The organism is Methylibium sp. T29-B (assembly GCF_000576225.1).
In the GTDB taxonomy this organism is placed as follows: domain Bacteria; phylum Pseudomonadota; class Gammaproteobacteria; order Burkholderiales; family Burkholderiaceae_C; genus Methylibium; species Methylibium petroleiphilum.
In genome coordinates this window covers 1-4,223 of sequence record NZ_AZSN01000227.1, presented here as the reverse complement: position 1 = coordinate 4,223, position 4,223 = coordinate 1, and the positions used below count along the sequence as shown (strand labels likewise).

Genomic DNA, 4,223 nt, shown 5'->3' with positions numbered 1-4,223 from the left:
GCCCGGCCCGGCCGGCGAGCCGGGCCACGATTCCGGCGCGGCTGCACGCCCTCGAGCGCACGCTGCACGATCGCCTCGCGCGCGCCCGGCGGCGGCGAGTTCAGCTCCAGGTGGTACTGGAAGCGGCGGCGGAACGCCGGGTCGATCTGCTCGATGCGGTTGGTGACCCACACCACCGGCACCGGGTTGGTCTCGAGGATCTGGTTGACCCAGGCCTTGCCGCCCACCGAGCTCGAGGTACCGCTGTCGCTCTGCTCCAGCCGCGCCATCAGCTGCGCGGCGTCGTTCGACAGCGGCGGGAACACGTCTTCCACCTCGTCGAACAGCAACGCGACGTTCGGGCTGCCCTTCAGGAACACCTGGCTCATCTGCAGCGAGCGGTAGCGGTCGCGGCCCGACAGCGAGTTGCCGTCGCGGTCGGCCGACTCCACCTCGTACAGCTCGAGCGCGGCGGCCTGCGCCGCCACCTTGGCGAGCTCGGTCTTGCCGGTGCCGGGCGGCCCGTAGAGCAGCACGTTGACGCCGGGTTCATGGCGCGCGACCGCGTTCCTCAGCAGCGCCACCAGCATCTGCGCGTCGGCCGCGACGAACTCGAAGTCGGACAGCGTCAGCTCGGTCGGCGTGGCCGGCTTGGTGAACACCGCCATCAGGTCGCTCGGACCTGGTACTCGCGCATCAGCACCGGCGGCAGTTGCTCGCTGACCTTCATCAGGTCAGCCAGGTCGGTGATGTTGTGCTCGGAGATCAGGTTCTCGACCATGCCGATGCGCTCGAGCCGCGAGCCGGTGCGCAAGGCTTCGGCCAGCTCGCGCTCGTCGACCTCCGCCACCTGCGCGATCGCCGCGTAGGCCTCCTGCGCACTCGACACCTTGAACTCGACGAGCAAACCGCGCAGGTCGCGCTGGTAGCGCGCCAGCGTGCCGTACAGCAGCAGCGCGCGCTCGGCCGGGTTGAGCTGCAGCAGACCGGCCAGCGCATCGATGTTCTTCTGCACCAGCGTCGATTCCTTCTTGACGCTGCGCTGCAACCACTCGGCGGTGGCGCCCAGCACGGCCAGCAGGTCCTTGGGCGCGTCCTTCACGTACTCGTCGATGTAGAAGAACAGCGTGCCTTCCTCGTAGGGCCCGCGCCACGCGCCGTGGCGGGCGATGAAGGCGAGGTCGCTCAGCGCCGCGTGGCCCTGCCAGGCTTCGTGCGCCTTGACGCGCTGGCCGAGGTAATCGCGCAGCCGGCGCAGCACGCTGGGCGGCCACACCAGGTGACGGCCGGTCAGCGACAGCAGCGCGCTCCAGTCGCGCCGCAGGTTGAAGCGCCCGAGGTGACGCAACGCCAGCGTGAGGACGAACTGCGAGCACAGCCGGTCGAGCACGGGCGCATCCGCCAGGCCGGGCGACAGCACGTAACGGGCGTCAGCAGCACTCCTTGCCATGGCCCCTTCTCCACAACCAAGACTCCGTGCGGGCCATCTTGGCCCAGGGCGCCCGTGCGAGCAAGCCCCGCGACGGGAGTCAGGGCGAATGCGAAGCCTTTACACCGCCAGGCCCGTGTCGGCTCAGCGCTCAGCGTTCGAACACCATCCTCAGGAAGCTGCGCGCCGTCACCAGGTTGGCGGGCGTGTGTGTCTCCTCGAGCACGCCGCTCATGCGCTGCAGGCGACGCGGGCTGCGCCGGGCGCTCCACACCAGCAGGTCGACGAGCCAGGGGCGCTCGTTGACGCTGCTGGCTTTCTCGTAGATCGCGAAGCGCGGCTTCAGCGCCGCCAGGTCGGCCTCGTAGCGGGCGCGCACGGCATCGTCACCGAGCGACAGCCGCTGGCCTTCGATCACCGCTTCGGCCGCAAGGACGCCGGTCTCGAGCGCCTTGCCGATGCCTTCGCCGGTGAGGGCATAGGTGCTGCCGGCCGCCTCGCCGGCCACCAGCAGGCCCGGACGTGAGCGGCGCGCGCCCTCGAGCGAACAGCGCAGCGGCGCCCCCTTCAGTTCGCCGAGCAGCGTGCCGCCTTCCATCAGCTCACGTGCCGGCGCGTGCACCTCGGTGAAGGCCGCGAAGACCTCGCGCAGGTTCACGTCCAGCATGCGGTGGCGGCCGAGGGCGTCGCGTCGATGGCTCTGCGCGACGCCGACGCCGATGTTGAACACGCCGTCGCGGCACGGAAAGATCCAGCCGTAGCCGGGCTTGAGCCGGCGATGCCACGCCACCTCGAGCTCGGTGATGCGACCGACCATGGCGTCGTTCTTGACGTAGCCGCGCAACGCCACGCCGCTGGGTGTGCGGCGGTCGCACACTCCCGCGGCGAGGCTGGCCTGCGGCACTGCGCCGCTGGCGAGCAGCACCCAGCGGGCGCGGATCTCGCGCGGCGCACGGGCCTCGTCGTGCCCCTGCAGGCGGGCACCGACCACCCGTCCGGCGTCCTCGAGCGGTTCGATGAAGCGCAGCGGCGCATGCATGCGCGCGCCGGCCTCCGCCGCGGCACGGCACAGCACCAGGTCGAGCTGGCGGCGCGGCAGCACGGCAGCGTGCCCGGCACGTCGATGCGCCCGCCGCGCGGCGCGATGCAGCGCAGATGCTTCACCGGCTGCGCGAGCGCCATCACCTCGTCGAGCACGCCCAGCTTCGCCATCGCACGGTGCGCGTCGGGAATCAGGCCGTCGCCACAGACCTTGTCGCGCGGAAAGGCCTGCTGGTCGATCAGCACCACATCGACGCCAGCGCGCGCCAGCGTGCGGGCCGCCGCGCTGCCGGCCGGGCCGGCACCGACCACCAGCACCTCGCAGGCGGGGGGCAGGTCGGCGAGCGGGCGGTTCAGCGGAGCAGGGTGCATGCGTCGTCAGGCGAGCAGGGCCGAGGCACGGCCGGCATTCTAGAAAGCCCGCGTCTCACCAGACGGAGACGCGCTGCGCCTCGGGCAGGTAGAGCGCATCGCCCGGCTGCACGCCGAAGGTGGCGTAGAAGCCGGGATGGTTGCGCACCGTGCCGTTGGCGCGGAACTCGCCGGGCGCATGCGGGCCGGCCTTGATCTGCTCGATCAGCGCCGCCTCGCGCTGCTTGCCGCGCCACACCTGAGCGAAGCCGTAGAAGAAGCGCTGCGCGCCCTCCAGCCCGTCGATCACCGGGGCCGGCCGGCCACCGAGCGATCGCTGGTAGGCCTGGAAGGCGATCGCCAGGCCGGCGTTGTCGGCAATGTTCTCGCCCAGCGACAGCGCGCCGTCGATCGGATAGCCCGGCAGCGGCTCGTAGGCACCGTACTGCGCCACCAGTACGCCGGTCTTGGCGGCGAAGCGGGCGCGGTCCTCGGCAGTCCACCAGTCGCGCAGATTGCCGTCGGCGTCGTATTGGCTGCCCATGTCGTCGAAGCCGTGGCTGATCTCGTGGCCGATGACGGCACCGATCGCGCCGTAGTTCACCGCGTCGTCGGCGTCCGCGTCGAAGAACGGCGGCTGCAGGATGGACGCCGGGAACACGATCTCGTTCATCGACGGGTTGTAGTAGGCGTTCACGGTCTGCGGCGTCATGCCCCACTCGTCGCGGTCGATCGGCTGGCCCAGCCGAGCGAGCTGGCGCGCATGCTCGAACGCACGCACGCGCCGCACGTTGCCGACCACGTCGTCGCGGCGGATCTCCAGCGCGCGGTAGTCGCGCCAGCGCACCGGGTAGCCGATCTTGGTCACGAGCCGGGCCAGCTTGGCCTGCGCCTGGGCGCGCGTGGCCGGCCCCATCCAGTCCAGCGTGTCGAGGTTACGTCGGTAGGCCGCGAGCAGCTGCGCGACCAGCGCCTCCATGCGCGCCTTGTGGGCCGGCGGGAAGTGTCGGGCCACGTAGAGCTGGCCCAGGCCCTCGCCGAGGCAGCCCTCGACCAGCGCGACACCGCGTTTCCAGCGCGGCAGGTTCTCCGGCGTGCCGCGCAGCACGGTGCCGGTGAAGGCGAAACGGGCGTCGACGATCGCGCGGCCCAGGAAGGGCGTGTAGGCATACAGCACACGCAGCGTCGCGTAGGCCTTCCAGGCGTCGAGCGGCGCGTCGGCGAGCCGCGCCGACAGCGCAGCCAGGTAACTCGGCTGGCCGACCACCAGCCCTTCGGCGCGACCGGCCAGGCCGGTGCGCGCGGCGAGCCGTCCAGTCGATCGCCGGGCCAGCGCGCGCAGCGCGGCGAGTCGCAGCGGTTGTAGGTCTTCACCGGGTCACGGTTCTCGACGCGCGACCACTGCGCCCGGGCCAGCTCGGTC

At 71.6% G+C, this 4,223-nt stretch carries 2 protein-coding genes and 2 pseudogenes; all 4 read right to left on the bottom strand.

Annotated features, from left to right (window positions below; genetic code table 11):
- Positions 1–1,429: pseudogene (locus tag Y694_RS20075) on the bottom strand (AAA family ATPase); the annotation flags it as partial.
- A gap of 130 nt (positions 1,430–1,559) precedes the next feature.
- Entirely contained in the window at positions 1,560–2,510 is a 951-nt protein-coding gene (locus Y694_RS20070; protein WP_231497804.1) for an NAD(P)/FAD-dependent oxidoreductase, read from the bottom strand.
- 116 nt (positions 2,511–2,626) lie between these two features.
- Positions 2,627–2,821: pseudogene (locus tag Y694_RS26290) on the bottom strand (NAD(P)/FAD-dependent oxidoreductase); the annotation flags it as partial.
- A gap of 55 nt (positions 2,822–2,876) precedes the next feature.
- Positions 2,877–4,067 carry a M13 family metallopeptidase gene (locus Y694_RS20065; RefSeq protein WP_051495924.1) on the bottom strand — a complete coding sequence of 397 codons (1,191 nt, stop codon included), beginning with the start codon at positions 4,065–4,067 and terminating at the stop codon, positions 2,877–2,879.
- Positions 4,068–4,223: the final 156 nt, after the last annotated feature.